This window comes from Streptomyces tagetis (assembly GCF_018069565.1).
Lineage (GTDB): Bacteria > Actinomycetota > Actinomycetes > Streptomycetales > Streptomycetaceae > Streptomyces > Streptomyces tagetis.
The window spans coordinates 360,188-381,087 of sequence record NZ_JAGPNL010000001.1; the positions used below are offsets into that span (position 1 = coordinate 360,188).

General features: G+C 74.0%; 28 protein-coding genes, 2 pseudogenes and 1 riboswitch. Of the genes and pseudogenes, 11 read left to right on the forward strand and 19 right to left on the reverse strand.

What is annotated here, in order from left to right:
- Positions 1-127: 127 nt before the first annotated feature.
- The 6 genes from nrfD to fdxA all read right to left on the reverse strand — a co-directional run bounded on the left by nrfD (position 128) and on the right by fdxA (position 4,324).
- The gene (nrfD, locus tag J5Y05_RS01530; RefSeq protein ID WP_210869608.1) at positions 128-1,039 is read right to left on the reverse strand and encodes an NrfD/PsrC family molybdoenzyme membrane anchor subunit; all 912 of its coding nucleotides are present in this window, start codon (positions 1,037-1,039) and stop codon (positions 128-130) included.
- Between the two features lie 101 nt (positions 1,040-1,140).
- Positions 1,141-2,175 carry a 4Fe-4S dicluster domain-containing protein gene (locus J5Y05_RS01535; protein ID WP_372450449.1) on the reverse strand — a complete coding sequence of 345 codons (1,035 nt, stop codon included), beginning with the start codon at positions 2,173-2,175 and terminating at the stop codon, positions 1,141-1,143.
- A gap of 175 nt (positions 2,176-2,350) precedes the next feature.
- Positions 2,351-2,785 carry a hypothetical protein gene (locus J5Y05_RS01540; RefSeq protein WP_210867897.1) on the reverse strand — a complete coding sequence of 145 codons (435 nt, stop codon included), beginning with the start codon at positions 2,783-2,785 and terminating at the stop codon, positions 2,351-2,353.
- A 58-nt stretch (positions 2,786-2,843) separates the two neighbouring features.
- Positions 2,844-3,212, reverse strand: coding sequence for a cupin domain-containing protein (locus J5Y05_RS01545; RefSeq protein WP_210867898.1), 369 nt, complete (start codon positions 3,210-3,212; stop codon positions 2,844-2,846).
- A gap of 105 nt (positions 3,213-3,317) precedes the next feature.
- Positions 3,318-3,992 (reverse strand): helix-turn-helix transcriptional regulator, encoded by a 675-nt coding sequence (locus J5Y05_RS01550; RefSeq protein WP_210867899.1) that lies wholly within the window; start codon positions 3,990-3,992, stop codon positions 3,318-3,320.
- Positions 3,993-3,997: 5 nt separating this feature from the next.
- The gene (fdxA, locus tag J5Y05_RS01555) at positions 3,998-4,324 is read right to left on the reverse strand and encodes a ferredoxin (protein WP_210867900.1); all 327 of its coding nucleotides are present in this window, start codon (positions 4,322-4,324) and stop codon (positions 3,998-4,000) included.
- Between the two features lie 89 nt (positions 4,325-4,413).
- Between fdxA and J5Y05_RS01560 the strand changes: the two genes are divergently transcribed.
- Positions 4,414-5,226, forward strand: coding sequence for a DUF2249 domain-containing protein (locus J5Y05_RS01560; RefSeq protein ID WP_210867901.1), 813 nt, complete (start codon positions 4,414-4,416; stop codon positions 5,224-5,226).
- Positions 5,227-5,405: 179 nt separating this feature from the next.
- On the opposite strand, the pseudogene J5Y05_RS01565 reads toward J5Y05_RS01560, so the two are convergent.
- The 6 genes and pseudogenes from J5Y05_RS01565 to J5Y05_RS01590 all read right to left on the reverse strand — a co-directional run.
- Positions 5,406-6,242 (reverse strand): annotated as a pseudogene (locus J5Y05_RS01565) (energy-coupling factor ABC transporter ATP-binding protein); the annotation flags it as partial.
- Complete coding sequence (gene cbiQ, locus J5Y05_RS01570) at positions 6,239-6,988, reverse strand: cobalt ECF transporter T component CbiQ (RefSeq protein WP_210867902.1); 750 nt, start codon at positions 6,986-6,988, stop codon at positions 6,239-6,241. The gene cbiQ and the pseudogene J5Y05_RS01565, both read right to left, overlap by 4 nt.
- Entirely contained in the window at positions 6,989-7,393 is a 405-nt protein-coding gene (locus J5Y05_RS01575) for an energy-coupling factor ABC transporter substrate-binding protein (RefSeq protein ID WP_307853640.1), read from the reverse strand.
- A complete protein-coding gene (locus J5Y05_RS01580) occupies positions 7,390-8,082 on the reverse strand; it encodes an energy-coupling factor ABC transporter permease (protein WP_210869615.1) in 693 nt (230 codons plus the stop codon). Before J5Y05_RS01580 ends, J5Y05_RS01575 begins: the two co-directional genes overlap by 4 nt.
- A 30-nt stretch (positions 8,083-8,112) precedes the next feature.
- Positions 8,113-8,297: riboswitch (cobalamin riboswitch) on the reverse strand.
- A 127-nt stretch (positions 8,298-8,424) separates the two neighbouring features.
- On the reverse strand, positions 8,425-9,093 hold the full coding sequence (locus tag J5Y05_RS01585) for a potassium channel family protein (RefSeq protein ID WP_307853641.1): 669 nt from the start codon (positions 9,091-9,093) through the stop codon (positions 8,425-8,427).
- Entirely contained in the window at positions 9,090-10,433 is a 1,344-nt protein-coding gene (locus J5Y05_RS01590) for a chloride channel protein (protein WP_210867903.1), read from the reverse strand. The genes J5Y05_RS01585 and J5Y05_RS01590 overlap by 4 nt, the downstream gene beginning before the upstream one ends.
- A gap of 331 nt (positions 10,434-10,764) precedes the next feature.
- On the opposite strand from J5Y05_RS01590, the gene J5Y05_RS01595 reads away from it, so the two are divergent.
- From J5Y05_RS01595 to J5Y05_RS01615, 5 genes are all read left to right on the forward strand, one after another.
- Entirely contained in the window at positions 10,765-11,277 is a 513-nt protein-coding gene (locus tag J5Y05_RS01595; protein ID WP_247613991.1) for a DUF7144 family membrane protein, read from the forward strand.
- A 127-nt stretch (positions 11,278-11,404) separates the two neighbouring features.
- A complete protein-coding gene (locus tag J5Y05_RS01600) occupies positions 11,405-11,788 on the forward strand; it encodes a cell division protein SepF (RefSeq protein ID WP_210867905.1) in 384 nt (127 codons plus the stop codon).
- A 419-nt stretch (positions 11,789-12,207) separates the two neighbouring features.
- A complete protein-coding gene (locus J5Y05_RS01605; protein WP_210867906.1) occupies positions 12,208-13,371 on the forward strand; it encodes an AAA family ATPase in 1,164 nt (387 codons plus the stop codon).
- Positions 13,372-13,499: 128 nt separating this feature from the next.
- Positions 13,500-13,847: a nucleotide pyrophosphohydrolase gene (locus tag J5Y05_RS01610; protein WP_307853763.1), complete on the forward strand. Its 348-nt coding sequence runs from the start codon at positions 13,500-13,502 to the stop codon at positions 13,845-13,847.
- Positions 13,848-14,041: 194 nt separating this feature from the next.
- Positions 14,042-14,521: a DUF6099 family protein gene (locus tag J5Y05_RS01615; protein WP_210867907.1), complete on the forward strand. Its 480-nt coding sequence runs from the start codon at positions 14,042-14,044 to the stop codon at positions 14,519-14,521.
- Between the two features lie 181 nt (positions 14,522-14,702).
- Here the strand turns inward: J5Y05_RS01615 and J5Y05_RS01620 are convergent, their stop codons facing one another.
- Positions 14,703-15,173, reverse strand: a complete 471-nt coding sequence (locus J5Y05_RS01620) for a pyridoxamine 5'-phosphate oxidase family protein (protein ID WP_210867908.1) — start codon at positions 15,171-15,173, stop codon at positions 14,703-14,705.
- Between the two features lie 184 nt (positions 15,174-15,357).
- Between J5Y05_RS01620 and J5Y05_RS01625 the strand changes: the two genes are divergently transcribed.
- On the forward strand, positions 15,358-16,284 hold the full coding sequence (locus J5Y05_RS01625) for an LLM class F420-dependent oxidoreductase (RefSeq protein ID WP_210867909.1): 927 nt from the start codon (positions 15,358-15,360) through the stop codon (positions 16,282-16,284).
- A gap of 195 nt (positions 16,285-16,479) precedes the next feature.
- On the opposite strand, the gene J5Y05_RS01630 is transcribed toward J5Y05_RS01625, so the two are convergent.
- Genes J5Y05_RS01630 through J5Y05_RS01640 form a run of 3 tightly spaced genes read right to left on the reverse strand, consistent with a single transcriptional unit; the run spans position 16,480 to position 17,134 of the window.
- Positions 16,480-16,695: a hypothetical protein gene (locus J5Y05_RS01630; RefSeq protein ID WP_210867910.1), complete on the reverse strand. Its 216-nt coding sequence runs from the start codon at positions 16,693-16,695 to the stop codon at positions 16,480-16,482.
- Positions 16,692-16,904, reverse strand: coding sequence for a hypothetical protein (locus tag J5Y05_RS01635; protein ID WP_247613993.1), 213 nt, complete (start codon positions 16,902-16,904; stop codon positions 16,692-16,694). The genes J5Y05_RS01630 and J5Y05_RS01635 overlap by 4 nt, the downstream gene beginning before the upstream one ends.
- Positions 16,905-16,930: 26 nt before the next feature.
- Entirely contained in the window at positions 16,931-17,134 is a 204-nt protein-coding gene (locus tag J5Y05_RS01640; RefSeq protein ID WP_210867912.1) for a hypothetical protein, read from the reverse strand.
- Positions 17,135-17,307: 173 nt separating this feature from the next.
- Between J5Y05_RS01640 and J5Y05_RS01645 the strand changes: the two genes are divergently transcribed.
- The 3 genes and pseudogenes from J5Y05_RS01645 to J5Y05_RS32370 form a co-directional block, all read left to right on the forward strand.
- Positions 17,308-18,042 carry a DUF6879 family protein gene (locus tag J5Y05_RS01645; protein WP_210867913.1) on the forward strand — a complete coding sequence of 245 codons (735 nt, stop codon included), beginning with the start codon at positions 17,308-17,310 and terminating at the stop codon, positions 18,040-18,042.
- Positions 18,043-18,052: 10 nt separating this feature from the next.
- Positions 18,053-18,904 carry a helix-turn-helix domain-containing protein gene (locus J5Y05_RS01650; protein WP_210867914.1) on the forward strand — a complete coding sequence of 284 codons (852 nt, stop codon included), beginning with the start codon at positions 18,053-18,055 and terminating at the stop codon, positions 18,902-18,904.
- Positions 18,905-19,085: 181 nt separating this feature from the next.
- Positions 19,086-19,202: pseudogene (locus J5Y05_RS32370) on the forward strand (hypothetical protein); the annotation flags it as partial.
- 127 nt (positions 19,203-19,329) lie between these two features.
- Here J5Y05_RS32370 and J5Y05_RS31480 read toward each other — a convergent pair.
- From J5Y05_RS31480 to J5Y05_RS01670, 3 genes are read right to left on the reverse strand one after another with little or no spacing between them, the layout of a single operon-like run.
- Positions 19,330-19,488 (reverse strand): hypothetical protein, encoded by a 159-nt coding sequence (locus J5Y05_RS31480; protein WP_247613994.1) that lies wholly within the window; start codon positions 19,486-19,488, stop codon positions 19,330-19,332.
- A 41-nt stretch (positions 19,489-19,529) separates the two neighbouring features.
- Entirely contained in the window at positions 19,530-19,757 is a 228-nt protein-coding gene (locus J5Y05_RS01665; protein ID WP_307853644.1) for a hypothetical protein, read from the reverse strand.
- Positions 19,758-19,762: 5 nt separating this feature from the next.
- On the reverse strand, positions 19,763-19,969 hold the full coding sequence (locus J5Y05_RS01670) for a hypothetical protein (protein WP_210867916.1): 207 nt from the start codon (positions 19,967-19,969) through the stop codon (positions 19,763-19,765).
- Positions 19,970-20,141: 172 nt separating this feature from the next.
- Here J5Y05_RS01670 and J5Y05_RS01675 point away from each other — a divergent pair, with 172 nt between their 5' ends.
- Positions 20,142-20,894 (forward strand): DUF6879 family protein, encoded by a 753-nt coding sequence (locus J5Y05_RS01675; protein WP_210867917.1) that lies wholly within the window; start codon positions 20,142-20,144, stop codon positions 20,892-20,894.
- The last annotated feature ends 6 nt before the right edge of the window (positions 20,895-20,900 follow it).

The window sequence follows — 20,900 nt, forward strand, 5'->3', positions numbered from 1 at the left end:
GACTCGTCCGGTCGTACGCCGTCGTCGGGAGGGCGTGCCGCCGGGACGCCATGCGGCCAGGGGCGGACGCGGCCGGGGGCGTACGGCGTCCGCACATCCGGCCGGCCCGTGGGCGCTTCAGCCTGCCTCAGCCCCCGGCCGGGCCGGTACGGGCCTCCAGGCGCAGGCGTTGGGGGATCACCGTGTAGCGGGGGTCCTCGGCGGAGGCGACTCCGGCGTGGAAGATGCCGAAACGCAGGGCCGCCGAGCCGGCCAGCAGCGCCGTCCCCGCCACCGCCGCGGCGCCGCGCCCGCGCCCGCCCGCGCCGGCCGCCAGCGCGGCGCCCCCGGCGGTGAGCAGCTCGGCGGCGCGCAGCAGCCGGCCGGCCCGCCCGGTGCCGAGGGGTTCGGCCGCGAGGCCCATGCGCCGGCGCATCACCGCGAAGGCGCCCAGTTCGAGCGCCGCGCCCAGCAGGGCCGTCCGGCGCGCGGGCCCGGTCTGCGCCACCGGCACGCAGGCCAGGGCGAGTCCGGCCCCCGCCGTGGCCGCCGACCCGGCGAAGACGAAGGGCATCTCCCGGTGGCCCTCGTGCCAGGACGGCACCGCCGTGTCGCAGATCAGCACGGCGGTGTACGTCGCCACCGCCGGGGCGAGGACGGCGGCCGAGGCGGTGGCGGCCACGCCGGCCGGCCGGTACCGGCCCGCGACCTCGGTCGCCGCCGCGACCAGCGTGAGCGGCGCGTACCCGGCCAGCAGCCAGGAGCCGAGGTTCATCGGCGAGGTCGGCTTGAAGACGCGGAGCATGTTGACGAACCGGGCCGGCCGCCCCAGGTCGTGGACGAGCGCGGCCAGCGAGAGGGTGATCGCGCCCGCCGCCCCCAGCTTCGCGGTCCGCGCCAGCGCGGGCCGGCCGGTCGCCTCGCCGCCCGCCGCCAGCAGCGAGGACGCCCCGGCGAGCCCGCCGAGGAAGAGGTAGCCCGCGATGTCGACCGCCTTCCACGTGGGCCTGTGGAGGACGGGCCGGCCGTAGTACGAGGAGAACTCGGCCTCCGGCACCATCGCCCGCTCGCCGCGCCCGCGCCGCCGCCTGCGCCGCCCGGCGTGCGCCCCGGTGAGCGCGTCCCGCCCGGTGGGCTCGCCGGGCGGGGTTCCGGCGCCGTTCACCGGGGCCTCCTGGCGAAACCGGCGACCGCCAGCGCGGCCATCGACACGGCCGCCGCCGCGGCATGACGCCACATGGCGGGCAGGTCGCGGGTGGTGACCACCGGGTCGGGCGGCAGCCCGTACACCTCCGGTTCGTCCAGCAGCAGGAAGAACGCGCCGTCGCCGCCGACGCCGTCCCCCGGGTCCTCCCCGTACAGCCGCGCGTCGGGCACGCCGGCCGCGTGCAGCCGTGCGACACGGGCCGCCGCCCGCTCCCGCAGCTCCTCCAGCTCGCCGAACTGGATCGAGTCGGTGGGGCACGCCTTCGCGCAGGCCGGTTCCATGCCGACGCCGAGCCGGTCGTAGCAGAGGGTGCACTTCCAGGCGCGTCCGTCGTCGGGGCGCTGGTCGATGACGCCGTAGGGGCAGGCGGGGACGCAGTAGCCGCAGCCGTTGCAGACGTCCTGCTGGACGACGACCGTGCCGAACTCCGTGCGGAAGAGCGATCCGGTGGGGCACACGTCCAGGCAGGCGGCGTGGGTGCAGTGCTTGCACACGTCGGAGGACATCAGCCAGCGCAGTTCGGTGCGCCCGTCGGGGGTGAGGGGGGAGACCTCCCCGGCCGGGGCGCCCGGGGGTGCCGCACCGGGGGCGGGGGTGGTCGCGGAGGCGGGGGAGGCGCCGAGGCCGCGGGCGGCGGCGAAGACGTCCACGTGCTCGTGGCCGGTGCCGGGTTCCTGGCCGCCGAGCGGTTTGCGCTGCTCGATGAAGGCCACGTGCCGCCAGGTGTCGGAGCCGAGGCCCTGGGTGTTGTCGTAGGACATGCCGGTGAGTTCGAGGCCGTCCTCCGGGATGGCGTTCCACTCCTTGCACGCCACCTCGCACGCCTTGCAGCCGATGCAGACGGAGGTATCGGTGAAGAAGCCCATCCGGGGCGGGGGATCGATGTGGCCGGCGGCTCTCGCCACGTCGGGCTGGGGGCCGGAGAACAGGTGGGCGCGGATCGCCTCGTCGTCGGCGTCCGCCCGGCGCGCGGTCGTCCCGTCCGTCATCTGCGCTCCTCCTCGCTCCCGTCGAGCCTGCCACGGGTGCCCCGGGCCCGGCCCGCCGAAACAGCGGGCGGGAGGGCCGGTCGGGTGGGAGGGCGCGGTGGGTGCGAGGGCCGACGGGAGGGCCTGACGAGGGCCGGTGGGGCCGGGAGGGGTCGGAGGGGTCGGTGGGCGGGACTCAGACGGCCTGGAGCAGGCAGCCCAGCGCGAGCAGGGCCAGGACCTTCACGATCTCCAGGCCGACGTAGTACAGGTGGGCGCGGGACCGGGACTCGGCAGGGTCCTCGCCCGCCAGCACCGCGTCCGAACGGCGGTTGAGCCGGGGCCGTACGAGGCCCAGTTGCGCGGCGAGGACCACCGCCGCGACGGCGGTGAGCGTGACGACCGCCGCGGAGGGGCCGCCCGTGGCGACCGCGACGACGACACCGACGGCGAGGGCGGCCTCCGCGAGGTTGAGGGCGCGGAAGACCAGCCGTCCGATGCCGAGCCCGACCGGGATCGTCACGCCCGGGGCGCGGAACTTCAGGGGCGCCTCCAGGAAGGAGATCGCCAGCACCATGCCCAGCCAGAGGAAGGTGAGGGCGCCTGCCGTGGCCGCCGATGTCGCGTGCATCGCTGGGTCTCGTCTCTCCGTGAGGGTGGTCGGGATGCCGTGGGGCCGGGGGAGGCGGTCAGGCGAGCGGCCAGGACGCGATGTGGGCCGCGAACTCGGGCGGCGAGGCCACCACCATCAGCGAGACCGGCTCGTCGCCCGGGTTGGTGAGGGCGACCCGCTCCCCGGTGGCGATGTGCGCGGTCGTGCCGGGGGTCAGGGGGTGCTCCTTCCCGCCGTGCCGGAGCAGGGCGGTGCCGGAGAGCGGGACCAGGACGATCTCCGAGGCCCCGTGGTCGTGCTCGGGCAGGCCGCCGCCGGCCGGGAGTTCGAGGTGGACGACGGCGACGCGGTCCGACGTGGTCTCGGCGGTGAGCGGCGTGGCGATGGGACCGGCCGCGAGGGGAGCGCGGTGGCGGGTGGCGGAGGCGGTGTCGGCGATGTGCATGGCGGATCTCCTCGGGCAGACAAGCGTGGGTGCGGGGTGGGTGGTTGAGGGGGTGGGAGGGTCGATGGAGGGTGAACGGACTTGGCCGGTACGGGAGTCGGGGGGTCAGGACGCTTCGGTGAGGGCCAAGTGGGCCAGGCAGGCGTCCGGTTCGGCGAAGGGCTCCAGGCGGGTGGCGGCCAGCGGGGCGTCCAGCTCGGCGAGGGCGCCCTGCATCAGCCCCAGGTGCAGCGGGCAGACGATCTCACCGTGCTCCTCGGCGAGTTCGAGGAACGGGCAGTGCCGCAGCCACACCCGGTCCGGCCGGCCGTCCTCCTCGCCGAGCCGTGGCGCGAAGCCCAGGTCGTCGAGCATGGCCGTCAGCCGCCCGGCCGCCTCACCGGCCGTCGGCGGCCGGGACGGCGGGAACTGCTCGACCAGGTACCGGCCCCAGTCGCGGCCCGCCTCGACGGCCGCCGCCCCGCCACCGGGACCCTCGGCCGCCAGCCGGCCGAGCAGCATCCGCGCCAGCAACTGGTAGCGGCGCGCTCCGCCCCGGTCCATGCCCCGGCGGGCGGCGTAGACGGTGCGCGGGCGGCCGGGGCCCGAGGGACGCTCCGCCGTCCGCTCGACCCTGCCCTGCGACACCAGCGCGTCGAGGTGGAAGCGCACGGTGTTGGGGTGCACGCCGAGCCGGTCGGCGACCTCGGTCACGCCCAGCGGGGCGGGGGACCCGCGCAGCGTGTCGAGGACGGCGCGGCGGCGGGGGGAGAGCGGTTCCCGCTCCTCGGTGGGGGACACGGCGGTCAGCCTTCCTGGGCGTTCGGCGGCAGTGCGGCGACGAGCGGGTGGTCGTGCTCGATGAGCCCGAGCTTGGCGGCCCCGCCCGGCGAGCCGATGCGGTCGAAGAACTCGGCGTTCGCCCGCGTGTACTCGGCCCACGGTGACGGTACGTCGTCCTCGTAGAAGATCGCCTCCACGGGGCAGACCGGTTCGCAGGCGCCGCAGTCGACGCACTCGTCGGGGTGGATGTACAGCGAGCGCCGTCCCTCGTAGATGCAGTCGACCGGGCACTCCTCGACGCACGCCCGGTCCTTCACGTCGACGCACGGCTGGGCGATCACATAGGTCACGACACGCTCCTCACACCACCAGGAGAGGTTTCTCCAAATAGTACCTGTAATAATCGTGGTCCCACTGCGCGGGACGAGAGGAGTACGTCGTGACAGCGTCGTCCGAGGTGTACATCGAGGGGACGGCCACCGATCCGGCCGTCGAGGCACGGGCCGCCGTCGAGGAGGCGCACCGGCGGCTGCGCGCCGGACTGGCCGCGGCGCGCGCCACCGACGCGAGGTCCGGGGGCGAGGGCGCGGCGGCCGGCGACGCCGGGGGCTCGGACACGGCGGCCGGGGGCTTGGACACGGCGCCCGGGGGCGCGGACACGGCGGCCGGGGGCTCGGCGCTGGCCGGGTTCTGTGCCGGCGAGCTGCGCCGCCACCTGTCCGCCGTCGACCGGACGCTGTACGCCGCCGCGTCCGGCGCCGCCGAGACCCGCCTGCTGGTCCGGGCGCTGCGCACGGTGACGGCCGCCCTCGGAGGCCACGTCGACGCGCTGCTCGCCGCCGACGTCCCGGAGGCGGCGGGCGAGGCGGCCACCGCCGTCGAAGCGGTACTGGAAGCGCGGCTCGCCGCCGAGGAGGAGGCCCTGCTGCCCGCGCTCGCGGGGCTGCCCGGCGCCGACCTGCCCGCCCTCGTCGCGGACCTGCTCACCCTGGCCGGGGGCGGCCGGCTCGACGACCCGGCCGTCGTCGACGTCCGCGAGATCCCGCACGGGCGGCGGCACCCGCGGATCTTCACCCGCTTCGCCCGGCTCGCGCCCGGCGAGGACTTCGTCCTGGTCAACAACCACGACCCCAAGCCGCTGCGCCGCGAGTTCGAGGCGACCCACCCGGGCGCGCACACCTGGGAGTACGTGGAGTCCGGCCCGGACGTCTGGCGGGTACGCATCGGCAGGCGGACGGCGCCGGGGGACTGACCGGGGCCGCGGGGCCGCTACGGGTGCGGGGGCCGCTCCCGGGGGTCTACGGGCTCTCGGGGGTCCGCGGGCTCTCCGGGGTCCGCGGGCTCTCGGGGGCCTGTGGGCTTCCGGGCGCCTGTGGGCTTCCCAGACCCCGTGGGTTTCCCGGGGTCCGTGGGCTTCCGGGAGCCGTGGGCCGACGCCAGCGCCGCCAGCGCCTCCGGGGTCCGCGGTGCCGCGTCCGGGTCCGGCAACAGGCCCTGCGCCCGCAGCAGTTCCGCCGCCGCGATCCCCCAGGGCAGCCGCAGCCCGGCCCGTGCCAGCAGGTCGGCGCGGGCCAGTGTCGGGGCGGACGGGCCGGTGTGCACGCCCTGGGGGGTGAGCAGCGCGGCCTCGTCCGACCAGCGCAGGGCGAGGTCGACGTCGTGGGTGGCCATCACCACGGTGGTGCCGCCCGCGCGCAGCCGGCCCAGTGTGTCGAGCAGCCGTTCCTGGCCGTCCGGGTCGAGGCCCGCCGTCGGCTCGTCGAGGATCAGCACCCGGGGCCGCATGGCGACCGCCCCGGCGATCGCGGTCCGCTTGCGCTGACCGTACGACAGCAGGTGCGTGGGCCGGTCGGCGAGCGCGGTGATGTCCAGCGCGGCGAGGGCCTCGTCGACGCGGGAACGGACCTCCGCGTCCGGCAGGCCGAGGTTGAGCGGTCCGAACGACACGTCCTGCGCGACGGAGGCGGCGAAGAGCTGGTCGTCCGGGTCCTGCACCACCAGTTGCACGGTGGTCCGCAGCCGGGTCAGCCCCCGGCGGTCGTACGTCACCGGCTGTCCGCCGACCGTCAACCGCCCGGCGGACGGCCTCAGTCCGCCGCTGAGCAGCCGCATCAGCGTGGTCTTGCCGCTGCCGTTGCGGCCCAGCAGGGCCAGGGCCCGGCCCTCGCGCACGGTGAAGTCCAGGCCGGTGAGCACGGCCGGGCCCTCCTCGTAGGCGAAGGACGCCCCGCTGAGGGCGACCAGTCCGGGTCCCTCGGGAGCGCTCACGACAGGGGTCCTTCCAGGGTGAGGGCCAGGGCGGTCAGCGCCGCCAGCAGCGCGAGGCTCGCCGCGGTGAACGGCACCGAGACCCGGGCCGGCGGCACCAGGACCCGCAGGGTGCCGTCGTAGCCGCGTCCGGCCAGGCCCGTCTGGAGCCGCGCCGCCCGGTCGAAGGCCCGGACGAAGGCGGTGGCGCCGAGCCCGCCGAGCGAACGCCAGGTCGCCGCCCGGGTGGTGTGGCCGAGCCGCGCCGCCTGCGCCTCGCGCACCCGGCGGACCGAGTCCAGCAGCAGGAAGCTCATGCGGTACGTCACCAGCGCGACGTCCACCACCGGCGCGGGCACCCCGGCCCGTACCAGGCGGGGCAGGAGGTCGGACATCGGCGTGGTGAACGCGAACAGCAGCACGCCGAGCGAGGCGGCCGAGGTACGCAGCAGCAGCTCACCGGCGCGGACCGGGCCGTCCGGGGCCGCGGCGAGGAAGCCGTCCGGCCCCCCGACCTGCACCAGCAGCGGCAGGGCGCCGGTCACGCAGAAGCCCAGCGGCACCCGGTAGGCCCGCCACAGCCTGCGGCCCGGCACCCCGGCCGGTCCGAGCAGCACCGTGAGGGCCGCCGCCAGCACCAGGGCCGCGCCGGGCCAGGGCGGCAGGGAGATGGCGAGCACGGTCAGGCCGAGCCCCAGTACGGCCTTGTCCAGCGGGTGGCGGCGGCGCCAGCGACTGCCGTGCGCCGCCGCGTCGATGGGCAGCACTCAGTCGCCTCCGGGGGCGTCCGGGCGAGCCGAGCCGGTCGGTGCCGGGCGGGACCCTTCGGCGCCGGACGCCTCCGCCACGGCCGCGGACGCCTCCGCCCCGGCTCGTTCCGCGCCCTGGCGGCGGCCCTTGCGCAGCCCGAAGTAGTAGGCCAGCACCCCGGCGCCGAGGGCTGCTTGCAGGGCGAAGAGGGCCGACTCGATCTCGCCGGACGGCGGTTCGTAGAGCGGGGAGAACCAGGGCTCGTAATCCGGCCGGATCTCCGTGATCGCGGTCTCCGCCTCGGCGTCGGCGCCCGCGAACGGCTCCTCCTTGTGGTCGCCGAGCCCCAGGACCAGCGGCAGCACGGCGAGGGCGGCCACGACGAGCAGCAGCAGGGCGTTGATCTTCGTGTCGCGCTTCACGGGGCCATCGCCTCCTGCTTCGTGCCCTTGCTCAACAGGACGCCCAGGCGGGTCAGTTCGCCCCGGCTGGACTTCACCAGCAGCCGCATCACCAGCACGGTGAGGAGGCCCTCGCTCACCGCGAGCGGGATCTGCGTGACGGCGAAGATGGACCCGAACTTGCCGAGCGCGCCCAGGAAACCGCTGCCCGGGTCGGGGAAGGCCAGCGCGAGCTGCACACTGGTGACGCAGTAGGTGGACAGGTCGGCGACGAACGCGGCGAAGAACACGGCGACCATCAGCGGCGCCTGGCCCCGGCGCAGCACCCGGTAGACGCCGTACCCGGCCCAGGGGCCGACGATCGCCATCGAGAAGACGTTGGCGCCGAGCGTGGTCAGCCCGCCGTGCGCGAGCAACAGCGCCTGGAAGAGCAGGGTGATGGTGCCCAGCACCGCCATGATCGGCGGCCGGAACAGGATGGCGCCCAGGCCGGTGCCCGTGGGATGGGAACAACTCCCCGTCACGGACGGCAGCTTCAGCGCGGACAGGACGAACGTGAAGGCGCCGGAGGCCCCGAGCAGCAGCGTGCTCTCGGGATGCTCCCGGACCTCCCGGGTGAGTGACCGTACTCCGTGGACGACGAACGGCGCGGACGCGACACCCCAGGCGATCGCGTGCGCCGGAGGCAGGAAGCCCTCGGCTATGTGCATGACTCGGCGGACCCTCTCCAGCACCTCGTGGATGGTTGACGCGCCCTGGCCGGTCTCCTGGCTGACGGGTACCACCGCCCATGCCCCGCCTTCCCGGGTCCGCGAGGACCCAGTGGCTGCCCGTGAGGGCCGGAGCCGGACTTCCCGATCACAGTGGCGAGGGCCGCACCGGTATCACACCGGATTTCCCGTTCACCAAGGCGTGGTGACAGTAGTGCGCCCGGCGGGGTCGTGACAAGAACCTCCCGGGAGCGAAACTCCTGGCAGCGGGCCCGCCCACCGAGCGCGCCGGCCGTGCCCGCCTCCGGCCCCGGTCGCCCGAGGCGGGGTGTACGGCGGGTGTCACTCGCCCCGTTCGCGCTCCGCCCGGCGCTCCAGCACCCCGCGCATCCGCTGGGTCAGCGCGGTCGCGGCGGCGGTGAGGAAGACGAAGCTGTAGAGGATCTGGACCACGGCCACGGTCCGGGAGGTCTGGCCACTGGGGGCGATGTCGCCGTAGCCGACCGTGGCGAGCGTCACGATGGTGAAGTACAGGGCGTCCAGGCGGGTGCGCAGGTCCCCCGCGAACTGTCCGGGCTCCTTGGCGAGGGCGTAGTACGCGGTCGAGAAGACGTGCACAGTGACCAGGATCAGCAGCGTGATCATCGCGCCGGGCCGGGTGTGCGGGCGGTCGACCAGGACGTTGCGGACCTCCCGCAGCAGCAGCCCGGCCACGACGAACAGCGCCCCCATGAACAGCGCCCAGCTCAGCGCCGGGTGCTGCGGCCCGAGCCGGTCGAGCGGGGCGAGGAAGTAGGCCACCACCATGCCCACCCCGGCGGCGGCGCAGAGCGGCCACGCGAGCGACCCGCGCCAGGCCGGCGTACCGGCGTCCGTACCGCCGTCCCTGCCGCCGTCCCTGCCCCTGTCCCCGCCGCCGTCGCTGCCGCTGTCCCTGCCGTCGTCGCTGCCGCTGTCCCTGCCGCCGTCCCTGCCGTCGTCCGGCGGGTCGGCCCGGTGGCGGCCCGTCACGGGGACCCCTCCGTCCGCCCCCGCGGCACCAGTTGGGCGACGACGAAGGAGACGACCGACGCCATGACGATGAGCGGCGTCTGCTGGTGCGCGTCGGAGCCCATCAGCAGCACCGTCAGGACCGCGCTCGCCAGCGGCAGCCCCGTCACCGCCGCCGAGGCCGCCGCGATGCCGAGGGCCAGCGCCGGGGTCACACCGAAGCCGGGCAGCCCCGAGCAGGCCAGGGCCGTCGCCGCGCCGAGCAGCACCGAGGGGAAGATCGGGCCGCCGCGCAGACTGCCCAGGGCGATCCCCCAGGCCAGCCCCTTGCACGCGACCAGCGCCACCAGCGCACCCACCGACCAGGCGTGCGGACGGTCCGCGAGGGCGGCGAGCGTGCTCTGCCCGGACAGCGCCGCCTCCGCCGGGGACCGGCCGGTGATCAGGGCGTAAGCGCTGAGGCAGACGCCGACCGCGCCGGCGCACAGGACGGTGCGCGCCGCCGTGCGGCGGCCGGCCCAGGAGGCGGTACGGCGTCCGAGCCGCCGGGCCAGCGTGATCAGTACCGCGATCAGCGCGGCCGTCGGCAGGCCCCACAGGAAGTCCCCGGCGTCCGGGCCAGTGGACGGCGGGACGACGGGCAGCGCGAGCGCGCCGATCTTCAGCCCGGTCCAGTGGCCGAAGCCGGTGAAGACCAGCGCGCCCGCCGCGCTCGCCAGCAGGCAGGGCAGCAGCAGCGCGACCAGCCGCGTTCCGCCGAGACCCGCGCCCTCGATGAGCAGGACGGCGGCGGCCACCGGGCCGCCGAGGATGGTGGAGATGGCGGCGGTGGACCCGGCGGTGGCGACGACCTTCCCGGCGCGGCTGTCCTCGGGGGTGCCGGTGCGCCGCAGCGCGAGCAGGGCGAGGCCGCTGCCCACGGCCATCAGGGGGGCCTCGGGGCCGAGGACCACGCCGAGCGGCAGGGTGGCCAGCGCGGCCAGTACCGCGCTCGGCAGCGCCCGGGGGCCGACGGGGGCCCCGCCGAGCCCGTCGACCGGCAGATGTCCGCCGGCGCCCGGCATCCGGGTGACGATCGGCGCGAGGATCACCCCGGCCAGGACCAGCGCGGGCAACGGCCACCACCACGGCGGGGTGTGGTAGCCGACGGCCCCGGGCAGCGAGGTCCACACCCAGTGCTGCAACTGGTGCTGGAGCCCGACGAAGAAGAAGCAGGCCAGGGCGACGGGCACGCCGAGCAGCACGCACAGCAGCAACAGCCGGGGGTAGCCGGGACTGACCAGCGTCTCGCGCAGGGTCCGTTCCGCCTGGTCGGGGGCGGCGGGCGCGGGCGCGTCCGCGGGGCCGCCGGGCGCGGTCACCGGGTGCTCCGACGCGGGCCCGGTGCGGGCGCGGGAGACGGGGGCCGACGCGTCACGGGCCCTCCTTCGTCCGCCCCTCGGTTCCGGAGCCGGCGCCCCGGGGGCCACGGGCACCTGGACCCCGGCCGGCCTCAGGGGTCCGCCTGCGCGGTCCAGTTAACGGGAGGGTCCGGGGAGGCGCACGCGGACCCGGACCGGCCCCTTCACCCGTTCGGCGGGTCCGTCTGGCCGGGCGGGCGGTGTGCCCGCAGGCTCGGACTCAGCCGGTCCGGCGCCCGCGGTGCCCCGCGGACCGGGCCCGTACGGGGGACTCGCAGAAAGGACCGTGCTCATGAGCCAGCACACCGCACCTCCTCCCGGTTCGCCCGGCTCCCCCGGTTCTCCCGGTTCTCCCGGTGGCCCCGGCTCGCCCGGTGGCCCCTCCCACGGCTCCGGCGGACCGTACGGCCCCTCGCCGTCGAGCCGCCGCGAGAGCTGGGTGGTGGGAGGCGTCGTCTTCGCCGGTGTCCTGATGCTGCTCAACGGCATCCTCTCGGTCCTCCAGGGCGTCGCCGCCATCTCCGAGAACGACGTCTACGCCCGTGTCGGCACCTACGTCTACGAACTCGACCTGACGGGCTGGGGCGTCATCCACGTCGTCCTCGGCGGCGTCCTGATCCTCACCGGATGGGGGCTGCTGCGGGACATGGCCTGGGCGCGCGTCGCGGGTATCGTCCTCGCCTCGCTGAGCCTCATCGCCGAGTTCCTGTTCCTGCCGTACGCGCCCGTCTGGTCCATCGTCATGATGGCGATCGACGTCTTCGTGATCTGGGCGCTGGCCAGCCGTCACGAGCACCACGCCTGACCGGCGGGGGCCGGGTCCCGCGTCCCGGCTGCCGTCGCGGCCCGTGTCGGTGTTGGGCCGATCGGGTGACTTGGCGTAAGAATTGGCCGGTGCACGCAGTAGAGGCGAGGGAAATCGGGGGGAGCCGGTGAACAGCCACGACGTCACCGATGAACAGTGGGAGGGGCTCGCCCAGGTCGTTCCGTTGCGCGGACGCGACGCTTGGCCGTCCGCCGTCGGCCACCGGGCGCTGCCCGGCGCGCGGACGGAGGCGCGGCGCCGCTTCGTCGTCCTGCGGGTCAGCGTCTTCGCGGACGCCCGCGAGGTCGCCGAGACCCTGATGGGGGGCATTCCCGTCCTGCTCGACCTGACCGGCGCCGAGACCGAGGTGGCCAAGCGGGTCCTGGACTTCAGCACCGGCGTCGTCTTCGGACTCGGCAACGGCATGCACCGCGTCGACCGCAACGTGTTCCTGCTGACACCGGCCGGGACCGAGGTCAACGGCCTGATGGAGGGCGCCGCCGGGGTGTGAGGGGACGGGGCCGTCCGAGGGGGCCGGGGCGCGGGGTGCGGGCCGGGGGTTGGGCGTACGACGGCGCGTGTACGACGGCGCGTGTACGAGAGCCGCGGTCCGGGCGTACGACGGCGCGGGGTACGAGGGCCGCGGTCCGGGCGTACGACGGCGTGGGATGCGAGGGCCGCGGTCCGGGGCGTGTGGCCCGAGGGCCGTGGCCCCTCGGGCGCGACGGCGTCGGGTGTGACGGGGCGGCGCCGGGGGCGCGACGGCGCGAAGCCGGGGGGTGTGAGCACACCGGACGGCGGGCGATGGCGACGCCGGGCCCCGGGGCGGGGAGCGCGCCGCGTCCGCGCTCCGGCGGTGCCGTCCCCCGATCGTAGGAACGTCCCCCGGGTGGAACGGTTCGCCCCCAACCGGAGTCCTACGGTCGGCATATGGCAGCGTCACCTGCGACTACGGCGTCCGCCGTCCTCGCCCCGCCCCGGCCGGACCGGCCCTGCGTCACCGAGCTGCGGCTGTCCGCCTTCGCCGGCCACCGGCGGGCCGCGTTCCCGCTCGGCCCGCTCACCGTGCTCGCCGGACCCAGCGGCTGCGGCAAGACCAGCGCGCTGCGCGCCTACGAGGCCCTGGCCCGGCTCGGCGGCGGCGCCGAACTCGGCACGGTCTTCCCCGACCCGGCCGCCTGTATCCCCGAACGGGCCCGGCCCGACGCCCAGCGCCGCCGGGGCTTTCGCATCGGCTGCACGGCCGACGGGCCGGAGGGCCCGGTCCGGCTCGACGTCGCCGTCCAGGCCGAACCCGAACTGCGGGTGGTGGGCGAGCGGTTGAGCGTGGACGGCCTCGTCCTGCTCCAGACCGCGCTACGCGATCCGGGCCGCCGCGCCGTCCAGGCCGCCTGGTACACGGCCGGCCCCTCGCCGGTGACGCGCGGGCCGCTGCCCGACGACCGGCTCGGCACCGCCCTGATGCCGCTGCGGGTGGCCGGCAAGACCGACGGACAGCGCCGGGTGCTCGCCGCCGCCGAACAGATGCTGGTCGCGCTGCGTTCCGTCTTCGCCTGCGATCCCCGCCCCGGCCGCATGCGCGAACCCGTCCCCACCGGCACCGGGCGGCTCCTCGCCGGCTGCGACAACCTCGCCGACGTGCTCTGGCGCACCCGCGACGCATGCGCCCGGCGGCACGCCCAGTTCGTCGCGGCGGTCCGCGCCGGATGCGCCGGCCCGGTCGTCGACGTGCTGGCCGAGCCCGTCGTCGGCGGTGTGGTCCGCGCCCTGCTGGACCGCGGCGACGGCGTGCGCACGGGACTCGCCCGGCTCGGCTACGGCGAGCTGCGCTACGTCGCCCTCGTCCTGGTCCTGCTCACCGGCTCCGGCGTGCTGGAGACCGACCCGGCCGGGGAGCCGCCCGGCCCGCTCCAGACCCTCACCGTCCTCGCCGACGGCCTCGACCGTGGACTGGACGCGCGCCAGCGCGCCCAACTCCTCGGACTGGCGGCCCGGATGTGCGAGCGGGGACACATCCGGCTGGTCGGCTCCGTCCCGGACGCCTCCTGGACGGCGGGGACCGAGGGCATCACGGTGGTACACCTGGAACCGTGACCGCACACCCCACTCCCGACGCCCCAGACCCCGACGTCCCAGACCCCGATGCCCCGCGCCCCGACGCCCCAGACCCCGACGTCCCGCGCCCCGACGCCCCGCAGTCCGGGACTCCGCGGCCCGACGCCGTGCGCGCCGCCGACCTGCCCGCCCTCCAGCGGCGCCTGGCCGAGTTCGCCGCCGCCCGGAACTGGCAGCCGTACCACACCCCCAAGAACCTGGCCGCCGCGCTCAGCGTGGAGGCCGCCGAACTCGTCGAGATCTTCCAGTGGCTGACCCCCGAGGAGTCCGCGCGCGTCATGGACGACGCCGGCACCGCGCACCGCGTCCGGGACGAGGTCGCCGACGTCCTCGCCTATCTGCTCCAACTGTGCGAGGTGCTCGGCGTCGATCCGCTGGACGCGCTGGCGGCGAAGATCGAGCGCAACGAGCACCGCTTCCCGGTAGGGGGCGCCCGGCGCACACCGGGGGAGTGAAATGCGCCCCCGCCCGGGAGCCTTGCGCTCCGTTATCACTCTCCGGAGTCAACTCTCGCCCGAAATCGATTTTCTGTCCAGAGATTTCCGCCTTCCTCTGGCTTTTCGAACCGCATGCCTTCACTCTGGGTAGTGGACAAGGGAGTTCGGGCGCACGCGCCGTGAGCGCGCTGCGAGAGGGACGGGGGCAGCGCATGGACGCTGTGCGGCTCATCGTGACGAGCGGGCGTGCGCTGGCCGCAGGCCGTGAGGTGCCGGACATCCTCACGGAGGTGTGGCAGGCGCAGGCCCTGGCGCAGGCCATAGGCAGCAGACTCGCGGTCTCCGGACCGCCCGAACTGCGCGGCGAGGCCCTGGGGCTGACCGAGCTGGCGGGCCGGGGCTGCGGGGTGCTGCGCCTGCCGGACCGGGCCCCGGAGGAGCCCCGCGCCGCCCAGTTGACCGAACTGGGCGACGCGCGGCAGGCGTTGATCCGCTTAGGCACCCTCCTGGGCGAGACGGGCATCGCCCTCGTCGGCATCGCCTGCGCGGCGGACGACGAGGCGACCTACTGGAGCTGCCTGGAGGCCATCGACGCGGCCGACGAGTCCCGGGACCGCGTCCTGGAGATGCTCCGCAAACTGGCCGACCGGCAGCAGCCGGACCTCACGGCGCGAGAACGGGAGGCCGGCTGACCCGAGCCCGCCACCCCGCCACCCCGCACCCCGCACCCCACCACCCCGCACCCCGCGACGGTCCCGCGCCTGGGGACGCCGTACCTCCCGGCCCCGCCCCGCCGGTCCCGTACCGTGGCGCCCTGCCCGCCCGCGCCCCCTCGCGCGCCCGCACCCCTGGGCTGCCGCCCCCCTGACCGGCCTAGACCAGCCACTTCCCGTCGCGCATCAGGGTCCGTCCGGCCATCTCGGAAGCCGTCCCCCACGCCTGAAGCACCTGCGGGGTGACCTGGAAGAAGACGTACGAGGGGTGGTCCTCTCGAGGGTCCCAGCCGTCCTTGGCGGCGAAGGCGTCGCCGACCTCGGCCGAGACCTCCTCGCGGGTCAGCACGCGCGCGGTGCCGTGGACCAGGACCACGTCCCGGCTGTGGCCGAAGCTGAGCCGGACCCGGCCCGAGGCGCACAGGTTGCGCCCGGTCGGGTTGGTGTCGCGGGTGGACAGCCACACCGTCTCGCCGTCCCACCAGAAGACCAGCGGCACGAGACACGGCTCGCCGGTGGCGTCGGCCGTGGCGACCCATACGTCCTTGTCGCGCGCGAGCCGTTCAAGCGCCTCGCGCTTGCGCTGCCGGGAGGTACGGGGGCCGCCGGGACGAGAGTCAACTACCGTCATGCGGCGAGGTTATGGCGTGCGGCGCCGGGCCACATCGGGCGGCGGAACTAGGTCGCACGGCGGAGGGCCCCGTCCTTCCGTGGGCCGTGCGCCCCGCCCCCGTCACCCGCCAGGACCACCGGCACGACCCCGCCGGACCGGAGCCTGTCCGGCGCGTACCGGCCGAGCAGGCAGGATGGAGGGCATGGATCTCCGCATCTTCACCGAGCCCCAGCAGGGGGCCACCTACGACACCTTGCTCACCGTGGCGAAGGCCACCGAGGACCTGGGATTCGACGCCTTTTTCCGCTCGGATCATTATCTCAGCATGGGCTCGGCGGACGGCATGCCCGGCCCCACCGACGCCTGGATCACCCTCGCCGGCCTCGCCCGCGAGACCCGGCGCATCCGCCTCGGCACCCTCATGACGGCCGGCACCTTCCGGCTCCCCGGCGTCCTCGCCATCCAGGTCGCCCAGGTCGACCAGATGTCCGGCGGACGCGTCGAACTGGGCCTCGGGGCGGGCTGGTTCGAGGAGGAGCACAAGGCGTACGGCATCCCCTTCCCGAAGGAGAAGTTCGCCCGCCTGGAAGAGCAGCTCGCGATCGTCACCGGCCTGTGGGAGACCGAGGCCGGCCAGACCTTCGACTTCCACGGCACCTACTACGACCTCACCGGCTCGCCCGCGCTGCCCAAGCCCGCGCAGGCCAGGGTGCCGGTGCTCATCGGCGGCCACGGCGCCGTCCGCACGCCCCGGCTGGCGGCCCGGTACGCCGACGAGTTCAACATCCCCTTCGCCTCCCTCGACGACACCCGGCGCCAGTTCGGCCGCGTCCGTGCCGCCGCCGAGGAGGCCGGCCGCCCGGCCGACGCGCTGACGTACTCCAACGCCCTCGTCGTCTGCGTCGGCAAGGACGACGCCGAGGTCGCCCGCCGCGCCGCCGTCATCGGCCGGGAGGTCGACGAGCTGAAGGCCAACGGCCTGGCCGGCTCCCCGTCCGAGGTCGTCGAGAAGATCGGCCGGTACGCGGAGGCGGGCTCGCAGCGGATCTACCTCCAGGTCCTCGACCTGGACGACCTGGACCACCTGGAGCTGATCTCCTCCCAGGTCCAGAGCCAGCTCACGACCTGACGCCCCGTTGGGCGAGGGCGACGACCGAAGGCGTCGCCCGCTGTGCAATTCGCCGGGCTGCGCTGCCAGGCGATTCTCGCCGTACCGCGAGAGCGGGACGCCGCCCACGTCGGGAGCGCACAGAGAAGCCCCGCCGGGCGAGTACCGGCGGGGCGTTCTTATGCCCAGGGAGAGCGACAGCGCCCACACGACGGCCTACCCTCCGGCCGGGGGTGGCGCAGGGGTGCCCACCAGCAGTTCATCACCCGCGCGGAACCGGTCGGTGCCGCCCTCCTCCCAGGCGACGACCACGAACAGCCCACCCATCGACCCGATGTCGGTCTTCGTCGTCTTCACCGTGCGCCACTTGCCCTCGTAGCCGATGTGGTCTCCGGGCCCCAGCAGGGCGGCCACCTTGGTCGGCGTCGTCACGACCCCGCCTTCACGGGCTTGACGCTCTCCAGGGGCACGTCCCACTCGATGCCGCCGCCCGTAGGCCGCAGGAACGCTGTCCGGCTGATGAGCTTCCGGCCCTTCTTGGTGTGCTCTTCGATCACGCCGACGAGTTCGCCCGTCCGGTCGTGCTGCGTGTCCTCGACGAGCGTTCCGTACGGGTAGGGCAGCTCGCCGTGACTCAGCATCGTTGGCGGCTTCTCTACCGCGCCCATCACTCGTTGCCTCCTCGCCGGAGAGCTTCGGCCAGCCGGACGGCCACGTCGGACCGCACCCGCCCCAGCTCCACCAGCCGCAGTCGCGGGGACGCAGCGTCCACCGCCAGCGAGGGCAGGACGATCCCGACTCCGCTCAGCGCTTCTCTCAATGACTCCATAGCCGCGAACGGGTCGCTGTCCGGCTGTTCCTTGGTCTCCATGAACCGGACGCTAGAAGTCGGCAGGTGCCTCCCGATATGCTGCTTTCTCGAATTTGCTCGGTGCGCGACGAAGATTGCTGATGTTTTCTCATGGGCTCCGCCCGACTCCGTAGAACCGAGCTGGGCGCCCGACCATGCTGTTGGATCAACACCCCCTGGAAGGGAAAGCGTTCATGACTCGTCAGCTTCGCTTCACCGGCACAGACAGCAAGGTCGACGGCTGCCCCGCCCTGCACACGGACGAGGGAACCGGCGAGATCATCGTGCAAGGTACGCCCGTCACCGACCCGGAAGACCTCGCGCAGCTCAAGCACTTCGGGCCGGGTGACGCAGCGGTGGCCGTGCCCCGCGAACTGCTCGTGAACTGGGGACCGAAGGAGATGGAGCACGTGCCGGAACTCGTGGACCGGGCCACCTTCCGCCGCCTCTTCGAGACCTTCGAGTACACCGCCTGGCGGCTGGAGACCCGACGCGGTTACGCCTCGGACCGCGAGGACCCCGACTATCAGGCATTCTTGGCGACCGGCTCCGCGCCGTGCGACCCCAACGAGCCCTGGTTCGTCAACATCAAGGCCCAGACCGAGGCAGGCAAGACGGTCGGACGGGTGCGCGTGGCCGATAAGCCGATGACCACCGAGCAGCGGTTCTTGCTCGACTACGCCCGTCACAACGCGGCGGTCGGCGAGGACATCCGCTACCTGTGGCGCGAGGACGCCGGCGACCTGCCCGCCGAAGACTTCTGGATCTTCGACTCTCGGATCGTCGCTGTGCTGCACTTCGATGACGCCGACAACATCACGGACATTGAGCTGATCACCGAACCGGCTGAGGTCGTTCGGTACGCCATCGTCCGTGACGCGGCGATGCACCACGCTGTGCCGTTCGACCAGTTCGCCGCGGCCGAATGACGCGTGACCGGTGAGCACCGACTATCAGCAAGCCAGGGTGGCCCTGGGGGCGCGACTGCGCGAACTCCGGTTCACCTGCCCTGGTGGTCGGCTCACCGGTCAGCAGCTTGCCCAGCGGCTCGGCTGGCCCGGCTCCAAGGTCAGCAAGCTGGAGAACGGCAAGCAGACGGCCACCCCCGAGGATCTGAAGGCGTGGGCCGACGCGACCGAGCAGCCGGGCGTGTACGCCGAACTCGCCGCCCGGCTGGCAGGGTTCGAGTCCCACATCAGGTCATGGCGTCGCGCGCTGGCGAACGGCTTCAAGCCGCTTCACGAGGGCCTGAGCGCCGAGATCGACCGGACCTCGGAAATGTGGATCTGGGAAGAGTCGGTGATCCCGGGTCTGTTGCAGACGCCCGAGTACGCCCGTCACGTCATCCAGCGCTATTCCGAACTGCTTGGCGGAGCCGGCGACGTCGAGGCCGCCGTGCGCTCCCGGGTGCAGCGGCAAGAGTGGCTGTACCGGCCCGGTCGCAAGCTGCACGTCCTGACGTGGGAAGCGGCGTTGCGGTCGCTGATCTGTCCGTCCTCCGTGCTGGCTGCTCAGCTCGACCGCCTTACCGGGATGCTCGGCATGGACACGGTGGAGCTTGGCGTCATCCCGTTCACGGCCTCTGTGAAGATCGTGCCCGCCAATGGCTTCTGGGTCCTTGACGGCCGCCTGGTGGTCGCCGAGGACTGGCACGCCGAGATGTGGTTGGACGACGCCGACAACATCGCCTTGTACTCGAAGGTCTGGCGCATCCTGCGCGAGTCGGCCGTGTACGGGGCAGACGCCCACAACGTCATCAAGGCCGCTCGCCGTGCCCTGAACCCGCGGTGATGACGTGGTGGGCGAGCCAGGGTCACAGCATGCCGAGCGAACTCATGACCAGTGGGCAAAGGGTCGCCGCGCCCCCGAACGCGCCTCCGCCGAAGAGGACGGCCGGTGCCTTTGGGGTCGTGGGCGCGTGCTTGAGCAGGCTCGCCACGATGCCGACGGACGCCCCGGGCGGGGGCTCCAGGCCGCCGGCCTGGAGGCCCTGGACCGGCTCGCCGACGGCGAACCCCTGTGGCGCGTCCACGAGCCCGTCTTCGCCGTCCTCGCCCTCGAATCCGAACCGGTCGACCCCCGCCTCTGACCTCCGGTCCGCGCCGGTGGCCCCCGGGAGCGACGCGCCCCGGGGGCCCCGCGCCCGGCCCCACCGCGGCCCCTGGGGCCGAGCCCCACCCCCCGGGGCGCCCTGGGGGTGGGGCTCCAAGCGCTGGTCAGGTGGGGTCCGGTTCTCCTGACAGGAGTTCGTCCCCGGCGGGGAAGCGGGCCGTGCCGCCCTCCTCCCAGGTGACCAGGACGGCCGGCCCGCCCATCGGGCCTCGGGCGGTGGACGTCTCCTTGACGGTGCGCCACTCGCCCTCGTAGCCGATCACGTCGCCCGGGGTGACGAGGGCCGCGCGCTTCGTCGGGACGCCTAAGGGTTCCCGACGGGGCGGATGTGCTGCAAAGGGACGTCCCATTCCGTGCCACCGCCCTCCGGCCGCAGGAATGCCGTTCGGCTGATGAGCCTGTTGTCCTTTTTGACGCGCTCCTCGATCACGCCGACGAGTTCACCGGTCCGGCCGTGCTGCGTGTCCTCGACGAGCGTTCCGCGCGGGTACGGCAGTTCGCCGTGACTGAGCATCGTCGGGTGCGTCTCCACCGCGCTCACCACTTCCGGCCGCCTCGCCGGAGGGCTTCGGCCAGGCGAGCGGCCACGTTGGCGCGCACACGTCCCAGCTCGACAAGCCGCAGTTGCGGGGAGGCGGCGTCAACTCGCAGGGAGGGCAGGACGATCCCGACCTCGGCCAGTGCTGCTCTGAGAGATTCCATCGCCGCCAACGGGTCGATGTCCGGCTTCTTCGTATCCACCATGAACCGGACGCTAAGGACGAGCAGGCGGGAGGCACCACGGTGTTTTCTCGCTTTTTCTCATGCGCCCGCTCACTTGGCTCGGTTTTTCTCACGAAGGCGGTGGAAATCCATAGTCCGAGACGTGCGGCCTTGTGATGCTGGTGTGATCGGCTTCCGGCGAAGGGACTCTGACATGACTCGACTGCGCTTCAACGGTACGGGCAGCGGCGAGGGAAGTTGCCCCGCGATTCACGAAGACCTGGACACGGGCGAGGTCATCGTGCACGGACCGCGCCTCACCGACCCCGAGGCACTCGCCCAGCTCCAGCACATCGACGAGGACGAGATCCCGATCGTGATGCCCCGCAACACACTGATCGACTTCGGCCCGAAGGACCGCGACACCGAACCGCGCATCTTGACCCCTGAGCAGTTCGCCCGACTCTTCGAGAGCTTCCAGCACAGCGCGTGGCACCTGGAGATGCGCCAGCGCTACGCGGTCGATGAGGCCACGGACACCTACGCTCAGTTTGCCCGGGGCGAGGCACCGACGTGGGACCTCGACACCCCCTGGGGCCAGGGCATCCGGGCCAAGACGGCGGACGGCGTGTACGTCGGCAGGGTGCGCATCGTGGACAATCCGCCGACCGAGGGGCAGCGGTACCTGCTCGCGCACGCCGAGAAGAACGCCGCCCTCGGCGAGGACGTGCGCAACATGTGGCGCGAGGATGCCGAGCGGGTCAACCTGCCGGATGAGGACTTCTGGATCTTCGACTCGCACATTGTCGCCGTGTGCGTCTTCGACGATGATGACAACCTCACGGGTGCCGAGCTGATCACGGAACCCGTACGTGTCAACCAGTACAACCGACTGCGGGACATCGCACAGCACTACGCCGTTCCGTTCGAGAAGTTCGCCGCGGAGCCGGCCGCGAAGGAGGCGTAAAGCAGG